This is a genomic window from Ruegeria sp. CH11 (assembly GCF_056537105.1).
The window spans coordinates 26,721-43,530 of record NZ_JBQFQX010000007.1; the positions used below are offsets into that span (position 1 = coordinate 26,721).

General features: G+C 53.9%; 19 protein-coding genes. 5 read left to right on the plus strand and 14 right to left on the minus strand.

All coding sequences use genetic code 11. The features are described from left to right. The first annotated feature begins 7 nt into the window (after positions 1 to 7). Together ACR0LX_RS12460 and ACR0LX_RS12465 are read left to right on the plus strand one after the other, a co-directional pair. Positions 8 to 526, plus strand: a complete 519-nt coding sequence (locus ACR0LX_RS12460; protein WP_480783987.1) for a 2,4'-dihydroxyacetophenone dioxygenase family protein — start codon at positions 8 to 10, stop codon at positions 524 to 526. Further along, the gene (locus ACR0LX_RS12465; RefSeq protein ID WP_480783988.1) at positions 441 to 893 is read left to right on the plus strand and encodes a methylglyoxal synthase; all 453 of its coding nucleotides are present in this window, start codon (positions 441 to 443) and stop codon (positions 891 to 893) included. Before ACR0LX_RS12460 ends, ACR0LX_RS12465 begins: the two co-directional genes overlap by 86 nt. Here the strand turns inward: ACR0LX_RS12465 and ACR0LX_RS12470 are convergent. From ACR0LX_RS12470 to ACR0LX_RS12515, 10 genes are all read right to left on the minus strand, one after another. Further along, a complete protein-coding gene (locus ACR0LX_RS12470; RefSeq protein WP_480783989.1) occupies positions 805 to 1,443 on the minus strand; it encodes a threonine ammonia-lyase in 639 nt (212 codons plus the stop codon). The genes ACR0LX_RS12465 and ACR0LX_RS12470 overlap by 89 nt on opposite strands. After that, complete coding sequence (locus tag ACR0LX_RS12475) at positions 1,440 to 2,597, minus strand: aminotransferase (RefSeq protein WP_480783990.1); 1,158 nt, start codon at positions 2,595 to 2,597, stop codon at positions 1,440 to 1,442. Before ACR0LX_RS12475 ends, ACR0LX_RS12470 begins: the two co-directional genes overlap by 4 nt. Positions 2,598 to 2,616: 19 nt before the next feature. Next, on the minus strand, positions 2,617 to 3,579 hold the full coding sequence (locus ACR0LX_RS12480) for an ornithine cyclodeaminase family protein (RefSeq protein ID WP_480783991.1): 963 nt from the start codon (positions 3,577 to 3,579) through the stop codon (positions 2,617 to 2,619). Positions 3,580 to 3,605: 26 nt separating this feature from the next. Beyond that, a complete protein-coding gene (locus ACR0LX_RS12485; RefSeq protein WP_480783992.1) occupies positions 3,606 to 4,391 on the minus strand; it encodes an inositol monophosphatase family protein in 786 nt (261 codons plus the stop codon). Positions 4,392 to 4,400: 9 nt separating this feature from the next. After that, on the minus strand, positions 4,401 to 5,147 hold the full coding sequence (locus tag ACR0LX_RS12490; RefSeq protein WP_480783993.1) for an amino acid ABC transporter ATP-binding protein: 747 nt from the start codon (positions 5,145 to 5,147) through the stop codon (positions 4,401 to 4,403). 1 nt (position 5,148) lies between these two features. Beyond that, positions 5,149 to 5,844 carry an ABC transporter permease gene (locus tag ACR0LX_RS12495; RefSeq protein ID WP_480783994.1) on the minus strand — a complete coding sequence of 232 codons (696 nt, stop codon included), beginning with the start codon at positions 5,842 to 5,844 and terminating at the stop codon, positions 5,149 to 5,151. Beyond that, entirely contained in the window at positions 5,841 to 6,533 is a 693-nt protein-coding gene (locus ACR0LX_RS12500) for an ABC transporter permease (RefSeq protein ID WP_480783995.1), read from the minus strand. The genes ACR0LX_RS12495 and ACR0LX_RS12500 overlap by 4 nt, the downstream gene beginning before the upstream one ends. A 91-nt stretch (positions 6,534 to 6,624) precedes the next feature. Then, a complete protein-coding gene (locus tag ACR0LX_RS12505) occupies positions 6,625 to 7,431 on the minus strand; it encodes a transporter substrate-binding domain-containing protein (protein ID WP_480783996.1) in 807 nt (268 codons plus the stop codon). A 36-nt stretch (positions 7,432 to 7,467) separates the two neighbouring features. Further along, positions 7,468 to 8,721, minus strand: a complete 1,254-nt coding sequence (locus ACR0LX_RS12510; RefSeq protein ID WP_480783997.1) for a cysteine desulfurase-like protein — start codon at positions 8,719 to 8,721, stop codon at positions 7,468 to 7,470. Positions 8,722 to 8,785: 64 nt separating this feature from the next. Further along, on the minus strand, positions 8,786 to 9,352 hold the full coding sequence (locus ACR0LX_RS12515) for a hypothetical protein (protein WP_480783998.1): 567 nt from the start codon (positions 9,350 to 9,352) through the stop codon (positions 8,786 to 8,788). Between the two features lie 393 nt (positions 9,353 to 9,745). Here ACR0LX_RS12515 and ACR0LX_RS12520 point away from each other — a divergent pair, with 393 nt between their 5' ends. Continuing rightward, positions 9,746 to 10,543 carry a helix-turn-helix domain-containing protein gene (locus ACR0LX_RS12520; protein WP_480783999.1) on the plus strand — a complete coding sequence of 266 codons (798 nt, stop codon included), beginning with the start codon at positions 9,746 to 9,748 and terminating at the stop codon, positions 10,541 to 10,543. Between the two features lie 263 nt (positions 10,544 to 10,806). Here the strand turns inward: ACR0LX_RS12520 and ACR0LX_RS12525 are convergent, their stop codons facing one another. Next, a complete protein-coding gene (locus ACR0LX_RS12525; protein ID WP_480784000.1) occupies positions 10,807 to 11,685 on the minus strand; it encodes a LysR substrate-binding domain-containing protein in 879 nt (292 codons plus the stop codon). A gap of 118 nt (positions 11,686 to 11,803) precedes the next feature. On the opposite strand from ACR0LX_RS12525, the gene ACR0LX_RS12530 reads away from it, so the two are divergent. Both ACR0LX_RS12530 and ACR0LX_RS12535 read left to right on the plus strand, forming a co-directional pair. Continuing rightward, entirely contained in the window at positions 11,804 to 12,553 is a 750-nt protein-coding gene (locus tag ACR0LX_RS12530; protein ID WP_480784001.1) for an SDR family oxidoreductase, read from the plus strand. A 17-nt stretch (positions 12,554 to 12,570) separates the two neighbouring features. Beyond that, positions 12,571 to 12,978, plus strand: coding sequence for an ectoine synthase (locus ACR0LX_RS12535; protein ID WP_480784002.1), 408 nt, complete (start codon positions 12,571 to 12,573; stop codon positions 12,976 to 12,978). A gap of 601 nt (positions 12,979 to 13,579) precedes the next feature. Here the strand turns inward: ACR0LX_RS12535 and ACR0LX_RS12540 are convergent. The 3 genes from ACR0LX_RS12540 to ACR0LX_RS12550 form a co-directional block, all read right to left on the minus strand. Beyond that, complete coding sequence (locus tag ACR0LX_RS12540) at positions 13,580 to 14,998, minus strand: TRAP transporter large permease (protein ID WP_480784003.1); 1,419 nt, start codon at positions 14,996 to 14,998, stop codon at positions 13,580 to 13,582. Further along, a complete protein-coding gene (locus ACR0LX_RS12545) occupies positions 14,998 to 15,663 on the minus strand; it encodes a TRAP transporter small permease (RefSeq protein WP_480784004.1) in 666 nt (221 codons plus the stop codon). Before ACR0LX_RS12545 ends, ACR0LX_RS12540 begins: the two co-directional genes overlap by 1 nt. 70 nt (positions 15,664 to 15,733) lie before the next feature. Next, positions 15,734 to 16,735, minus strand: coding sequence for a TRAP transporter substrate-binding protein (locus ACR0LX_RS12550; RefSeq protein ID WP_480784005.1), 1,002 nt, complete (start codon positions 16,733 to 16,735; stop codon positions 15,734 to 15,736). Between the last annotated feature and the right edge of the window lie 75 nt (positions 16,736 to 16,810).

Here is a 16,810-nt window from a genome sequence, read left to right on the forward strand (position 1 = left end):
AAAATCAATGAATGACGATGACACCGCCCGAATGCCATATCAGTTGCCGTTTCCCAAGGATGCGCAAGACGAGATCGTGATCCAGAATGCCATGAGCGAAGACGACAGGCTATGGGTTCCGCAGGCAGAGAACGTCTGGTTCCGACCGCTCTGCTTGAACCGCTCGCAAGGTTATTGGATGAACCTTCTCAAAGTGCGCAAAGCTGGTGTTCTTTCGCGGCACCGCCATCCACAGCCAGTCCACGGTTTTGTCCTGAAAGGGCGCTGGCATTATCTGGAACATGATTGGGTTGCGGAAGAGGGGGGATATGTCTTTGAGCCGCCGGGTGAGACTCATACTTTGGTCGTTCCCGACGATGTTGAAGAGATGGTCACCTATTTCCAGGTCAATGGCGTTATGTGCTATGTTGATCCGTGGGGCAAGGTCACTGGCTACGAAGATGTCTTTACCAAGATTGATCTGTGCCGAAAACATTTTGCGGAAGTCGGTCTTGGAGAAGACTACGTTGAACAGTTCATCCGGTGAGGCGCCGCGTTTCGCGCTTGTAGCGCATGATGCGCGAAAGGACGAAATCGTTGAATGGGTGGGTCTGCAATTGGCCCGCCTGTCCAGAGTACAAATCTTTTCGACTGGGACTACCGGTAGTCGCATTAAGCAAGCCTATCCAGAACTGGATGTGACCTGCCTTAAAAGCGGACCACTCGGAGGCGACCAACAGATCGGCGCTATGATCTGTGAAGAGAAACTGGATGCACTGATTTTCTTCGTCGACCCTCTGTCGCACATGCCACATGATGTCGACGTTAAGGCTCTGACCCGTCTCGCAACAGTGTATGATCTGCCAATGGCATGTTCGCACCAAAGCATTTCAGAACCGACCCAATACCGCTAATGAGCCCTCCACCGCCCATCGAGATGAACACGTTGTCGATTTGCTGAAGCTGCTCCAGCAACTCCAACCCGATCACACCCTGTCCAGCGATCACATCATGGTCATTATAGGGAGAAACATAGGTGTAATCTCCCGAGGTGGCGAGGCTTTGCGCATGAGCTTCGGCGAGGCCGGATTCCGCCCCATGCAGAATAACCTCGACCCCGAAAGAGCGGATCTTGTCGAGTTTAGCGCGCGCCACGGTTTCCGGCAGCACTACGGTAAGGTTCTGACCGGTCAGCGAGGCCGCGCGTGACGCAGCAATGCCGTGGTTGCCCGAGGACGCAGTGATCAGCTTTTGCCCCGGCTCCATCGCCGTCATCTTGCTGGCGGCCCCCCGCATCTTGAACGATCCGGTCAGTTGGAAATTCTCAGCCTTGAAATACAGATCGCATCCGGTTTTGACGCCCAACGACAGCGAAGGCAGTACCGGCGTCTGGTAAATCAACCCAGTTACGCGTTGCCGCGCCCGGACCGAACGCGCGGCTGATTGGAAAATGCTTTCGTTCATGCCGTCACAGATGCAACAGGAGGTACACCCTTCTCTTCAAGTCGCTGCAAAAATGCGCTGACTTTACACAGCCCAGCCTCCAGAATTTTGGGATCATTAGCATAGCCGATGCGCAACCAGCCTTCCATATGCAGAACCGAACCAGGTGTGAACATCACTCCGGTTTCTTCCAGCAAGGAGATACAGAAATCGCGCGATGACATATCGAAATCATATTTCAGCAGTGCCGTCGTGCCCGCTTGTGGCTTAACGTAGGAAATTCTGGGTTCATTCGATACCCAATCATCAAGGATCTGGAGGTTTCCGCGGGTGATCCGGTGACTACGTTCAAGAATGCGGGCTTTGTTTTCCAGAGCAAGGGCGGCGAAATAGTCATCCAGCATACCCACGCTGATCGTGTTGTAATCGCGATGGATGGAAACCGCCTCAAGCACCTCCGGCGCCGCTGCGATCCAACCCAGTCGCAGCCCTGCCAGCGAAAAGGTCTTGGACATACCGGCCACGCTGATACCCCGTTCATAGAGGTCCGCAATGGCGGGGCAGAACCCGTCCCCTGTTTGACTGGTGCCGCGATATACCTCATCGCACAGCACATAGGCCTGACTGCGCCGGGCGATCTCAATGAATTGTTCCAAGTAACCGGCTTCCATCAATGCACCGGTCGGATTGTTGGGGTTGTTGATCGCGATCAACTTGGTCTCTGGTCGGATCAATGCGGCGAATTCTTCGAGATCAGGCAAAAAGCCGTTTTCTGGCCGCAGGTGAAGGATATCAACTGTGGCGCCATAGCTCTCGGGGATCGAATAATGCTGCTGATAGGTTGGCCGAACCGAGATTACATGGTCGCCCGGTTCCACCAGCGTTTCATGAACCAGCGCATTAGCCCCGATCGCGCCGTGTGTGACGACGATATTGTGACGCTCCTGACGGCCATAGAGCGTCGCAATCGCATCACGCAAACGGTCGGACCCTTCGATTGCACCATAGGTCAATTTCATCGGCTTGAGATCGTCAAGAACGTCCGAGTTCTTGCCTGACAGTTCCAGAAGCTGCTCGATCGTCAGAGATGCTACACAGGTTTCGGCCAGATTGAATTCGCAATGATTTTCGAATTCATTCATCCAGATCTCAACACCAAAAGGTTTGATTTTCATATTGTGTCTTCCCTTTCCCTCAGTTGCCTTGCGCCTGAGACAGTTTCCAGATGCCATAGGCCATGGCGATGTCCTCAAGGCCCAAACCGACTGAGCGAAAGTAGACTGGCTTGGTATAGTCAGGCAGCGGAGCCTTGCCGCAGGCCAGTGAACCCAGATCGCCTTTGATCTGATCTGCCGACCATCCATGGTCAGCCGTTGCGATCTGCATCTCCGCTGCTGCACCCGGCGTGGTCGCCGCGTAGTCGCAATAGACCTCGGCCTGGTTCAGAAAACTCGGTGGAACCTCATGCGCATTGGGCGCGTTGGTACTGATGGACGTTATGAGAGCAGGTTTGCCGATATCGGCCGGATCAATCACCGGTGTTCCTGATGACGTGCACAGCATTACCACATCCGCGTCAGTAACGCAGCTTGCGGCATCGTCGGCGATGGCAACTTTTTCAGACAAGGACTGCCATGTGAACTGACGCTCCGGATCCTGTGTCAAAGAGGGGGAATAAACAGCGATCTGATCCCAATTCCGAAGTCCCAGAACATGGCGCAGATGTGCCTGTGCAACCGCTCCACTCCCAATAATCGCGAGCTTTTTGGCGTCGACCCGGGCTAGATAGTCAACGGCCAGTGCAGTCGTGCCAGCCGTACGTTCAGTCGTCAGCCTGCCCGCGTCGCACCAGACCAGAGGTTGACCTGTCTGCATGCTCATCAGAGCTGTCCAGGCGGTAATGATCGGTGCGCTGTCCGTCACAATATAAGGTGACAGTTTGGCACCGAAAACACCCATCGCTTCAACCACTCCCAGATAGGTGATGAAATCGCCATCCTTGTTGGGGAATTCTGTCACGGTCTGCGGGGGTTGTTCGGCCTTGTCTTGTGCCAAGGCCTTGAACATCACTCGTAATTCGCCTTGAACGTCAAGCTGCGGCAATAATTCCTTGATGATTTCGTCTTGCAAAATCATTGGCGTAGAGTTTTCAGGCATCAATGCTTCTCCAATTATGCCGCGCATCAATCCTGCAGGATCGACACAACTTCTTCCAGGCGTGCATGGTCACCGGCCGCGAGAACCGAACCATTCATATCGAATGAAAGAGGCCGCCCCTCCCAATCGGTGACGTGCCCGCCCGCCCCGGTGATCACGGCCGCTGGTGCATAGATATCGAACGCATCCAGGCCGCCATCCAGCGCCAGATCGGTCCGGCCCGAGGATAGAACGCCGTAGGAATAGCAGGATCCGCCATATTGCACGTATTGCACGCGCTTGCGGACGCGATCGAATTTAACCTGTTCGGCAGCGCTCATAAAATCGCGATTGCTGCACGTCGCGTATGCCGTCCCGATCGAGGCGCACGACCGGACACGAACCGGGTTGCCATTGAACTGGGCGAATTCCCCTGCAACTCCAACCCAACGTTCTGCGGTCAACGGATGTTCCATAACACCCAGGTAGGGCGCGCCTTGCCAAGCCAACGCGATCAACGAGCCGTAGACGGGAATGCCGGCGATAAATGCGGCCGTGCCATCAATCGGATCCAGCACCCAGACAAATTCGGAATCGAGATTGGTGTTTTCGAATTCTTCACCAAGAATTCCGTGATCCGGATAGGCATCCATGATCCTCGCGCGCAAGGCGGCCTCTACGGCCTTGTCGGCGGCGGTTACAAAAGATGCATCCGGTTTTATCTCAACTTCCGGTTTGTGCTGATGGGCCTGCAGCAGCATGGAACGGCTAAGGTCCGCCAGTTTCTCGGCGAATGTCAAAAACTCGGAATACGGAGGAAGGCGCGAAGTCATAAGGGCCTCTTAATGCGTCAGTATTTGGCTGAGGAACGTTCGGGTGCGTTCGCTTTTTGGCTGGTTGAAAAACGTCTCCGGCTCAGCCTCTTCAACGATTTCGCCGGCATCCATAAAGATCACGCGATCCGCGACCGATCGTGCAAATCCCATTTCATGTGTCACACAGATCATCGTCATGCCGTCCTTCGCCAGAGCGACCATGACCTCAAGCACTTCGTTGATCATTTCCGGATCTAATGCCGATGTAGGTTCATCAAACAGCATCACCTCAGGCTTCATACACAGCGCACGGGCGATCGCGACGCGTTGCTGCTGGCCGCCGGAAAGTTGAATCGGGTATTTCCCAGCCTGTTCGGGGATCTTCACGCGTTCGAGATAGTGCATCGCAATTTCTCGCGCTTCTGGCTTCGGTGTCTTGCGCACCAGTTTCTGCGCCAGCATCAGGTTGTTGAGGATCGTCATATGTGGGAACAGGTTGAAGCTTTGGAATACCATACCAACTTCGCGGCGTACGGCGTTCAAATCCTTCAGATCGTCGGTCAATTCGATCCCGTCGATAACAATTTTACCTTCATCATGCTTTTCAAGCCGATTGATGCATCGGATCATGGTGGACTTTCCCGACCCTGAAGGACCACAGACAACAATCCGCTCACCCTTTGTAACGCTCAGGTTTATGTTCTTCAGTGCCTGGAAGGTGCCGAAATGCTTACCGACCCCTTGCATCTGGATCAGAGGCTCCGAGGATGTCATATCAGCCCTCCCTTACGGCATAGCGGCCGACATATCGTTCGATACGGGCCAGTATCTTCTGGATGATGAACGTCAGGATCATGTAGATGATCGCCAATGAGATGAAGATTTCGTAGGGCGCATAGGTTTGCGCCACGATGGTGCGCGCTATGCCCGTCATATCCATTAGTGTGATGGTGCTGGCAAGCGCAGTGGACTTCAGCAAGCTTATGATATCGTTGCCATATGCGGGTAGCGCCAGACGTGTCGCAATCGGTGCGGTCAAGTAGACAAAGCGCTGCGATTTGGAAAGACCCAGGGCCTCGCCGGCCTCGAGCACACCGCGATCCACACCCAAAACACCGCCTCGCAAAATCTCTGAGACATATGCGCCGGTATTCAGCGTCAGAGCAAAGATCGCGCAGCCAAACGGGTCGCGAAAGATCGGCCAGAAGACACTTTCTCGGATGAATTCGAACTGCGGAAACCCGTAATATACGATGAAGATCTGCACCAGGATCGGCGTGCCGCGGAAGACATAGATGTAAACCTGAGCGGGCCAATCCAGATACCATTTGCCGCTGATCCGCATCAGCATCAGCACGATGGCAAGCAAGAGCCCCAGAAACCCCGACAGGATCAAAAGCTGAAAGGTCACGCCCATGCCCATCAGCATCTTGGGCAGGGATTCGACGATGAGGGAAAGATCAAAACTCATGACAGCCTCGTCGTGCGTTTGCCAAAGCGTTCAAGCCCCATCACGGTCAGGGTAATCACCGTCGAAAAGCCCAGATAGATCAGTCCGACGACGATATACATGGTGAAGGGTTTGCCGGTTGTCCCAATGGCTTGTTTGGCGACAAAAAGGGTCTCGTTGAGCCCGATGATCGAAATCAGGGCCGTATCCTTGATCAGCGAGAGCATGTGGTTGCCAAAGGCAGGCAGCGCCAAACGCCACATCTCGGGAACGCGAACGTAGATAAACGTCTGAAGGTTCGACATTCCGAGCGCCCGCGCCGCCTCGATGCTGCCTGGTTTGACCCCCAGGAACGCACCGCGAAAGGTCTCGGTCGCGTAGGAGCCAACAATCAGAGCAATGGCGATGGTCCCGGCCCAGAAGGGTGGCACATCCAGAAACTTTATGTTGGGATTAAACATCTGCGCAATCGCGGTCAGGGTAATCGCGGACCCAAAATAGAGCAGCAAGATCACCAAAATTTCAGGGGTTCCGCGGAAAATTACAGTGTAGGCGCCTGCGATCTTCTGTGCGATACGGTTATTCGACAGTTTCGCCGCCGCGCCGATCAGCCCGAACAGGACCATCAGCACCAGCGATGCCAGAAACACCTGCAGAACAACGACAGACCCCCAAAAGAAGTCATCCCACCAGCCGGCCAAGACTTCCACACTACGTCCCTTCGATTACTTAGTAAGATCGGTGCAAAATCGGTTCTAAGACGCGGCGGCGCGTTACTGTGTGCTGCCGCGTCAAGGGAATTCAGCCGTCGCCCCATTCCTCATTGTGGATTGGGAATGGGAAGTATTTCAACGCGTACTCGGTCAGCTGGCCGTCGTTGATCAGCTGCTTGATGGCACCGTTCAGGCGTTCCTTCAGCTCAGGCTGACCCTGACGCAGGCCGATGCCCACGCCGATGCCAAAGAACTCAACCTCGTTGATTGGCGGGCTGACGAATTCAAAGCCGCTGCCTTCTTCCTGAGACAGGAATCGCAGATGTGCTTTCATGGGGTTGGTTATGATCGCGTCAACGCGGCCATTGACCAGATCCAGGTACAGCGGCTCTGATCCGTCATAAAGTACAACTTCAGCATCCGGCAGCTTGGCATTAAACCAGTTTTCATAGGTCGAAGCGCGTTCGATCCCAACCCTAAGACCATCAAAGTTTTCGGGGATTGGATTGCCGTCAGCATCGAACAGATTCAGGTCCTGCCCCGATTTCCCTACGATCCGGCCAACCGAGTCGCGGTACGGGCTGGAGAAGTCCATTTTTTCCAGCCGGCTTTCCGTGATCGACATTGATGCGATGATCAAATCGAACTTGTTGGCAAGCAGCGCAGGGATCATTCCGTCCCATTGCTGACAGACGAACTCCAGATCGGCGCCGATGATTTCGGCTACGCCTTTGGCAACATCGACGTCATAACCCGCCAATTCACCGGATTCGGTACGGTAATTGAAAGGAGCATAGGTGCATTCCATGCCGACGCGCAAAGTTTCTGCCGACGCAGGTGCCCCCAGCCCCAGCACCGCCAGACCGGCAGCTACAAGTTTGGATTTAAAGTTCATTTTCGTTCCTCCTTGTGTGAATGGATTGGCCGATTTTTATCCGGCTTCTGTGACAATTTTCGAAATCTGCTCTAGCGTCTGATCAATTTCGGAAGCGGTATTGTAATGCGCGATGCCAATTCGAACGACACCTTCATCCAGTGGCAATCCAAGGGCTCTGGCAGGTTCATAGGCATAATTATGGCCATGCCATGCATGAATTCCGGCTTTGGCCAGAGCCGTGGTAATGGCGTCTGGTCGCACGCTGGCGTGCCGGAACGAAACCGTCGGCACCCGTTCACCAATGCGATTTGGATTGACAATCCCATAGATCGACATGCCGGAAATATCCTGCAAACCAGAGATAAATTGGGTGGTCAGTGGTTCCTCATAAGTTCGCGAAGCTTCGTATGCTCGCGCGATCAAAGAACGCGGATCGCCGGTGCCTCCGGTAGCTCTGCCGATATCTTCAAAATAGCGTACAGTCGCCGACAGGCCTGCCAGCAGCTCGTATTGAGGTGTACCCATCTCATATCGATCCGGGCTTGCATCCGATACGCATCGACCCTTGTAAGGATATAACGACGCCAGCAACGCCTCACGCCCCCAGATCGCGCCCAGATGCGGTCCGAAAAACTTGTACGACGAGCAGGCCAAAAAATCGCAACCAAGCTTCTGAACGTCGACCAGGTGATGCGGCGCCAATTGTACCGCATCCACAAAGACCAGCGCGCCTGCATCCTTGGCGATGCGTGTCAAACGCTTTACGTCATTGATGGACCCGGTAAGATTGCTGGCATAGTTCAGCGCCACAAGCCGCGTTCGGTCGGTGAGCTGCGCCATCAGGTCGTCGGGTTCGACTTGCCAGCTTTCGCGATCAAAATCGACCCATCTGATTTCCAACCCTTTGTCCTTGGCGATTTCAAGCCATGGCCCGACGTTGCCTTCGTGCTCCATCCGACTGATCACAATCTGATCGCCGGGCTGGAATTCGTGGCAGATGCTGCGCGAGAGATGAAATGTCAGACTGGTCATGCTCTGACCGACAATGATCTCAGCAGCTGAGGACGCGCCCAAGAAAGTCGCCATGTCCTCATGCGCCGTCAGCCATACTTTGTCGGTCTCAACGCTGGTCTGGAATTTCCCACCCGCATTGCTTGAATGGTTGAGAAGATAGTGACCTATGGCAACGACAACCGAACCCGGAACCTGAGTACCTGCCGGATTATCAAGATACGTACGTCGCACGCCATCATCCTGCACCGAAAGCGAAGGAAACCTGTCGCGTACATTGTCAATTGGAAATTCCAAGTGTCGTATTCCGTGTTGTCGGCGCCCAGCGATCGCCTGTCGGAATGAAGTGTCACTCAAACTGTCAGCAGAATCCTATCGTCCTAAAGGATGAGATGTGACCAGGCGCAGTTTCTTTTAGGTAACCCGGATCGCGCTCGAGATGCTGTCCTGACCTTGCGGCAGTTCCTGTGGTTCCGGCCAGCCGTAACCGACGCAAAGGCATCTCGTACCACGGTCCGGCACCCAAATATGTGCCAATTGCTTCATAGAGCATCTGATAGAATTTTTCAGTGACGACAGAGACATGTGGCTTATCGCTGGTGAAGCACACACATCCACCTGTGGACTCCACACATTCATCAAGCTCTTCACTTTCGATCCAACGTCTGATGCTGTCAAATGCGCTTTTGATCCGAGTCGTTTTCTGGATCAGCCATTCGCCCCGCTGCGCCAAAGCGGCAAAATCCGGGTGTTCATACACTGTGCTGTCCGAAATCTCGATTGCTTCTGGGGTTTCGAAAATTGTCGCGTACTTGGGCCGGATTGCAACGAGACAATCTCCTGCAGACAACAGAGAAGTAGCGTTGGCAACAAGCGTAGAGGCCGCCCTGGCAGCAACCAAATGTCTTGTGGATACAAATCTGCCCACGAGCTTGCAATCCCGCTTCGCAGGCCCTGATCGCCCAAATGATCGCCATTGAAAAGCACCGCATCGCCCAGAACCGAACGCAAATCTCTGAAATGATGATCTGCAACAGAACTTTCTGACAGGTTAGATGTGATGGATCGTTTCCAAGTCGCCCGTGTAATTCCTGCTCTGTCAACATTCTGACACAGTGCACGCTTGACTCATATCTCGCGTTTGAAAACGAGACCATTTTAGTCGGGTTTCGTGATCCAGAAATCGTCCCATAGGATGTATGAATTGTGCTACGCGCGCGTCAAATGTTGTCGCGTCGAGATCCTGACGGTAATTTTGGTAGAGATATTGCCAAGGTCAGACGCCATGTTCCAATGCCAACCGTTCACTGAGTATCCCACGTTGACTGACGATCTGGTGGTGAATCTGATCGGAATGATCGGGAGTGACAGCTTTGTTAATGACCTGGCGGATTTGATAGAGCAGCAGTTGGGATACGGAAATTTTCACATTTTTCTCTACCGCAGAAAGCAATCTGCCGTATCTTTGGCGGATCGCCCAACCCCCATCAGCTACGAACGCGGGCTCCATAACTTTCTGAACTATACATACGTGATCAATCCCGCGTATCGTGCATTTTTGGCGGGCAAAGCATGTGGTGTTTACCCTATGCCCTCATTACTGGAAAGCGGAGGTGGAACTCGGGTGCATACACGCGATGTCGACGTCCATGTCGACGATACTGAACAGATTGGGTATCGAACTCCGGGTTGGCCTAAGAACATCGCCGAAACAATCACACTCGTGTCACTACCCAACGACACGATGCTGGATTTTAGCTTCCTAACGCCCCGGAACAGTCCACAAACTGCAGCCTGTTGCGAGTCTTTGGAAACGTTTTTTCCATACTTGCAAGCCGCAATTGACAGGCAGTTCGCAATTAACCCGTCGAGTTTGATGGCGGAAGATACTACTGGCGTACAGGACGATAGGTTCAACGATTTTGGTGGCGATACGCTTACCCAACGCGAACGCGAGGTAGCCCAACTTATTTTGATCGGGCATAGTAGTAACTCGATCTCTCTGAGACTTGGCATTTCACTACCTACAGTTAAAACTCACAGACGGAACATTTACAGCAAACTACAGATATCGTCGCAGGCCGAACTGTTCAGCTTATTTTTGCTACATCTCAAATGAAACCCTTGTCGGAATTTTGAAACCAGGTTTCGTAACCGAAAAGCTTTCGAGTAGGCCAAGCGTGCAAAGAACGAGGTCTTTTTGAAGAAGGACCAGAACAGTGTTCTGAAGTGGTGTGAATGGCCACGGCGTACTTCACCGGAGTGGACTTTGAACCCCAGTGCGATAGTCGATGGCAGCCGAACTCGCCAGTCGCCGGACAAAGACGACGTTGAAGCGCCTTAGCCAATTTTGCCAACACCGGTTCTATTGGAACCCAGAGTTCAAATCGACATAATCCATTTTTTGAAAATTCTCACGGTGACCCGCTCTTGGTCGCCAAGTCGGCAAACGAAATAGAGCCCGCGATCCAATGGAACGCTGCTGTTATCAAGGCGAACCAACAGACCTTGTTCCAAATCTCTTGCTGCCAGAAGATGTCGCGCCAATGCGACGCCTTGTCCGTTTAGCGCAGCCTCAAGCAGTACAGCGCTATCCACGTATTTGATGTGCTGCGCAGTGATCCGATCAGAGCTCAGCCCGACCTGGGTGGCCCAGCTTTCCCATCCGACATTGAATGCGTCGTGCAACAACGGGAGATCAACTATGGCCTCGGCGCACATTGGTAATTGCGTGTGTTCAACAAGAGACGGCGCGGCCACAGCAACCAATTCTTCCTGTTTTATTCGTTCATAATACAGCCCGCCCCAACCGGGCTCGCCAAACCGCAAGGCCACATCGACCTCGGAGGTATGGAAATCCGTAAAGTCATCATTTGTGTCTAGCAACAATGCAATGCCCGGATGCTCTCGCTGAAAAGCGCTTAACATCGGCACAAGCCACTTGATCGCCAACGATGTGGACAAAGACACTGTAAGTGACCGGCGGTGATGTAGTCGCCTCACTTCTGATACACCCAACTGCAATGTCGAAAACGCCCCCCGCGTCGATTGAAATAGGCGTTCTCCGGCATTGGTCAATTCGACGCCATTGGGTCGGCGATAAAAAAGCGTCACGCCAAGGTGCAGTTCCAGCAGCTTGATTTGGCGACTAATTGCCCCATGGGTGACGCTCAGTTCATCTGCCGCTTTCGTCAGACTCGAGCGGATAGCAGTTTCGTTGAAAGCCTGAAGCGCTCGGAGGTGTCTAAGGGATCGTGCCATATGAGAAAAACTAACATCATGATGCCGAGAACTCGATAGATTAGTCGGATTTTTGCGAGGTAGGATGACTTCGGTTCAACAAATCTCACACTCTATTCACAGGAAGAAAGGGGAGACCATGCCAGAGATCAAAGTTGCGCTGATGACAGGGACCGGACAAGGGATCGGCAGGGGTTGTGCCATTGAAATGGCAAAGGCTGGCTACAAGGTTTCGCTGATGTCCCCTTCGAGCCGCTCGGTTGAACTTGCGGCGGAGCTTGGCGGTATTGGCCGCCGCGGCTCTGTTCTGGATGTAAATGACTTGCAGGCGATGATTGACGACACCATGAGCAACTACGGACGGATTGACGCCATCGTTAGCAATATGGGCCATGGTGGAACGGTGCCCGAGGCCATCAAAACCGTCGGTTTCGATCCTGACTTTGACGGGCCGCTTTTGGAACTCAGCGACGAACTGTGGCACGAAAGTCTGGACATGTACGTGCTGAACGTTGTCAAGATTGCCCGTATCGCCACGCCCATACTGATCGATCAAGGTGGGGGTGCTTTCGTAAATATTTCGTCCATGAACGCGGTTGAGCCACGTGCGCCATACCCCATGAGTATGTTACGGGGCGCTCTGCACAGTTTTTCAAAGCTCTATGGGGATCGTTATGCGCGGCACAACATTCGCATGAACAACCTGTTGCCTGGGTTTTGCGAAAACGTAAATCTGTCCGAGCACGCCCGTCGGGGAATCCCGGCGCAGCGACCTGCGACGTTTGAGGAAATTGGAAAAGCTTGTGTCTTTCTTGCCAGCGACGGTGCGCGGTATATCAACGGTCAGAGTATTCTTTCCGACGGCGGAATGAATCGTGCGGTAAGATAGCAACGAGGTGATGAAAGATGATTGTCACAAAACTGGAAGACATCATCGGTACAGATCGGGACGTTTCTGGACCAAGATGGAATAGCCGGAGGATATTGCTCGCCTCGGATGGAATGGGGTTTTCGTTAACAGATACGATCGTCAAAAAAGGTTCATTGCTCGAGCTTGAATACACCCATCATTTGGAAGCGTGCTACTGTATTGGTGGCAAAGGTCAGATCAAAGCGCCTGACGAAGAAGCTTGGCGTTCTCTTGAGCCGTTTACCCTTTACGCATTGGATCAACATGATCGACACTTGGTGCGGACCACGGATACTGAATTGAGGCTTGTCTGCGTCTTCAACCCGCCGCTAAGTGGGCACGAAGTGCATCGTAAGGACGGAAGTTATGCGCCCTCGCATTGCGACGGCCCTTGTAATGGCTGAGCACACCAATCAAGCCTACCATGCGCAGAAACGGGCAAAATGAGCCCAAAACATCCTTTCCCTGCAATCTTTTAAACTTCGGCTGAGTGCCGCTTCGACGATAGGCCTTTGGCCTTTTGCGCTCACGCTACACCCGCAGCGACAAAGGTGAAGAGCCCATTTGATTGAACGCTGCGGAGAGGAATGAAAGAGCTTGTTCTGTGAATGTACCCAACGCGCGCAGTTACCAAGCCAAACCCGCGCTGCAATCACGGAGTTCGGCCCCTTTTCGGAATTTATCCAGTATTGATACCGTCGTGCGTTTTAACCTGGCGAATTTATGTAGACGGTGTTCGAGACCATCCAGCGTCAATGCAGGTGCGTGGCAGAGAGAAGAGCTAGCTTCACCGAACCAACAAATTCCTGCACCGGCTAACAGAACAAATTTTGGATGAAGAGAAACAAACTCTGCAGACCGTTCAGGGATAAGACATGGCATCACCTAACTGTTAACGGTCTTAACAGGTGCTTACGCCTCTTTGTGTAATCCATCAAGGATATCGATCGAACCCACCGTCTGAACAAAACGCGCCAGCGACAGATGCCGCCAGCGCATTCCGCGTCACTGGGTAATAATTTCTGGTCCCATGAACGTGTTGGGCAGGAATGTCGACAGGAACGGGACGTAGGTGACGATGATCAGGAACACGAACAGCACGGCCAGGAAAGGCAGGGCTGCTTTGACAACGCTCATCATCGGCATTCCGGCGACGCCTGAAGTGACGAAGAGGTTCAGGCCCACCGGCGGGGTGATCATCCCGATCTCCATGTTCACCACCATGATGATGCCCAGATGGATCGGGTCGATGCCCAACTCGATGGCGATCGGGAACACCAGTGGTGCCACGATGACCAAGAGGCCCGAGGGTTCCATGAATTGACCACCGATCAGCAGGATGATGTTGACCACCACAAGGAACATCACCGGACCAAAGCCTGCCGACAGCATCGCATTGGCAACCTGCTGCGGGATTTGCTCATCCGTCAGCACATGTTTCAGGATCAGTGCGTTGGCGATCACAAACAGCAGGGTGATCGTCAGTTTGCCCGCATCAAACAAGGTCTTTTGAGTGTCCGGGTGCACAATTGCGGTGACAATCGCCCAAGGCTTGCTCCTAAGGGGAATACGTGGGCCGGCGGGCGCGTCCTCGATCACCGCAGCGGCGGACAGGCTACGGGTTTTGGGGGCGGCCAGTGGCCCCATGTCTTTGTACACAAAGGTGGCGATGAAAAAGGCATAGACGGCGGCGACAGCGGCGGCTTCCGTGGGGGTGAAGATGCCGCCATAGATACCACCCAGAATGATCACGATCAGGAACAGGCCCCAACCGGCCTCGCGGCCTGACTGGAATACTTCGCCCCAGCCTTTCCATTCGCCCTTGGGAAGGTTCTTGATCTTGGCTATCACATAGATCGTGACCATCAGCATCAGACCGGCCAACAGCCCGGGAATGACACCTGCAAGGAACATTCGGCCCACCGACACTTCGACCGAGGCGGCATAGACCACCATCACAATGGAGGGTGGGATCAGGATGCCCAGCGTACCGGCGTTACAAATCACGCCGGCGGCGAATTCCTTGGAATATCCGACCTGCCGCATACCGGCGATCACAATTGTACCGATGGCAACCACCGTCGCAGGTGACGAACCTGACAGTGCGGCAAACAACATGCAGGCAAACACACCCGCAATGGCGAGGCCGCCCGGGAAATGGCCAACACATGCAATTGAAAAACGGATGATCCGCCGCGCCACACCGCCGGTCGTCATGAACGACGACGCCAAGATGAAGAACGGGATCGCCAGAAGGGTAAAGTGGCCTTCGAAAGCGGCAAACAGGGTCTGCGCGACCGAGGCGAGCGAACTGTCGGAAAACCACAGCAGGAACAGAATTGAAGACATCCCAAGCGAGATTGCAATCGGGACGCCGATCACCAGGAATCCGATGACCATGGCAAAGAGAAGGACGGTTTCCATTATTTTGCCTCCGCGTTCTGGGCTTCAATTTCGGCCAGTTCTTCTTCGACCTCGTGGCTGGCCACGAGCCGATCCGTCTTTCCGTTCAGGATGCTGAATGTCGCCTGAACAAACCGCAGCAACAGCAAGGCCATCGAAATCGGCAGCACGATGTAAGGCAGAAAACGCGGGATTTTTTCGTAGGCTTCTCCTTCGTTAAAGGCGCCTGCCATCCAGGCAAGGATACCGGGCATCGGGATGTCATTGGTCTCGTACCAGCCCTTTTCGCGATAATCCTGCTCGAACCCAAGCGGGAACCAGCGCCCTTCGGTGGCGGGCAGGTTGGCGAAGTTGGCCCAGTAGTCCCAAGATCCCTTCAGCATAAGAAATGAGAAGGCGACACATACAGCGGCAGCGGCCAGCGCCAGCGGTTTCCGGGCGTTGCCGTGCACCATGTTCACCATCAGATCGACCCCCAGATGCGCGTGTTTTTTCACCGCGTAGGAAGCCCCCAGCAGAACAAGCCAGGCGAACAGGAAAACCGTCATCTCCAACGCCCAAAGGATATTCGAGTTAAAGACATATCTGGCGACGACGTTGGCAAAAGTCAGAGCGGTCATCAGACCCAGAATGCCAGCGATCAAGACCTCTTCGACCCGGTCCATGAACGAGTGATTGTTGGTCATAGCCGACCCTCCCAACAGCAGTTTTCAGGAAAACGGCAGGCTGGATTGTCCTGCCCGCCGATGGGATGGCTCAGAAGCCAGAGTTGATCTGGACCGCCGCGTCGAGGGAGTCCTGACCGATATCGCCCGAGAACTGATCCCAAACCGGCTGCATGGCAGTGATCCAAGCTTGGCGTTCCTCATCCGACAGGGTGCGAATGGTGCCGCCTGCATCCAGGATCGCTTGACGGTTCTTTTGATTGACCTCATAGGATTCTGAGTTCCGGGTGGCTGTAACCTCGTCCAGAATGGTCAGGAACTGCTCGCGTACTTCGGGGTCCAGACTGTCCAACCAGTCGACCGAGGTCACCACCAGATAGTCGATAATGCCGTGATTGGTCTCGGTGATGCCGTCCTGCACCTCGAAGAATTTCTTGCCATAGATGTTGGACCAGACGTTTTCCTGCCCATCGACGACACCCTGCTGTAGCGCGCCGTAGACCTCCGAGAATGCCATTTTCTGAGGGCTACCTCCGATGGCTTCCATCTGCGCCACCAACACGTCCGAGGACATGACCCGGAATTTCAACCCATCCGCATCGGCCGGAGTAACCAGTGGTTTGTTGGCCGACATCTGTTTCATGCCATTGTGCCAAAAGGTCAGACCCTGAAGGCCACGACGCTGCATCGAATCCAGCAGGGCTTGCCCGGCGTCCGAGGTCTGGAACGCATCGACCGCCTCGATATTCTTGAACAGGAACGGCAGGTCGAAGATACGGAATTTCTTGGTGAATTTCTCGAATTTGGACAGTGAGGGCGCGGCCAGCTGCACGTCGCCCTGCAACATGGCTTCGAGCACCTTGTCGTCGTTGTAGAGGGTCGAGTTCGGAAAGACCTCCATACAGGCTTTTCCGTCCATCTCATCGTTGATGCGCTGTTCAAGTAACGTCGCTGCGATGCCCTTGGGGTGTTTGTCGGTATTGGTAACATGGCTGAACTTGATGACGACTTCGCCCGGATCACAGGCGGCAAATGCGGAACCCGCACCAGTAACGAGCGCAACAACCAGGCTTGATGTCTTCCAGAATTTCATAGCTTCCTCCCGTTCTGTCAGGCCGGTCTGACCCGATCAAAGATGCTGAGCGAGAGTACATGCTTGGGCGGCGAT